The following is a 619-nucleotide window of genomic DNA, read 5'->3' as shown; positions in this document are numbered from 1 at the left end:
AATGGGGCTGATAGAAAAAGCAGCCCCGCAAGATAGCGGGGCGTTTTTGACGTATGATGGTGAGCGTTTGCCTTGGTAAGCGTTACGGGTTTTTCTCTGGTTTGCTGCGTCGGCAGCGTTCAGAGCAATAAATCACCGTCTCCCAATTTCGCGCCCATTTCTTGCGCCATGAAAAAGGTCGCTCACAGACGGGGCACAGCTTTGTTGGTAAGTGCGATTTAAAGCCTTTCATCATGCTAATTCTCAAACGCTAACCAGTCTTTATTATTGTTCAAACAAGAACAAATAGTCGCCGTAACCCAATTGTGCCATTTTGCTTACTGGCACAAACTTCATCGCTGCCGAATTCATGCAGTAACGCAGCCCGGTTGGTTTTGGGCCGTCGGTAAATACGTGCCCTAGGTGAGAATCACCAAACTTACTGCGAACTTCTGTTCTAGGATAAATCAACTTGTAATCGGTTTTTTCGACGATGTAACCTGGGTTGATTGGCTTAGTGAAACTTGGCCACCCCGTCCCCGATTTGTACTTGTCGGTAGAAGAAAACAACGGCTCACCAGTTACGATGTCGACGTAAATACCGGCTTCTTTATTGTCCCAATATTCGTTGTCAAACGGG

The 619-nt window shown here is 46.8% G+C and carries 2 protein-coding genes; both read right to left on the bottom strand.

The genetic code is table 11. From position 1 onward, the window contains the following. Positions 1-82 precede the first annotated feature (82 nt). Positions 83-232 (bottom strand): DUF2256 domain-containing protein, encoded by a 150-nt coding sequence (locus R7R24_RS28175; protein WP_024103812.1) that lies wholly within the window; start codon positions 230-232, stop codon positions 83-85. A 32-nt stretch (positions 233-264) separates the two neighbouring features. After that, the coding region (gene msrB, locus R7R24_RS28170; protein WP_318120371.1) for a peptide-methionine (R)-S-oxide reductase MsrB at positions 265-619 on the bottom strand (355 nt) is incomplete at its 5' end.

This window comes from Vibrio sp. 704 (genome assembly GCF_033339295.1).
This window is presented reverse-complemented; position numbering and strand designations above follow the sequence as displayed.

Excerpts from the sequence above, each read along its gene's own strand:
- R7R24_RS28175 (WP_024103812.1), bottom strand. The coding sequence starts at position 232 with ATGAAAGGCTTTAAATCGCACTTACCAACAAAGCTGTGCCCCGTCTGT.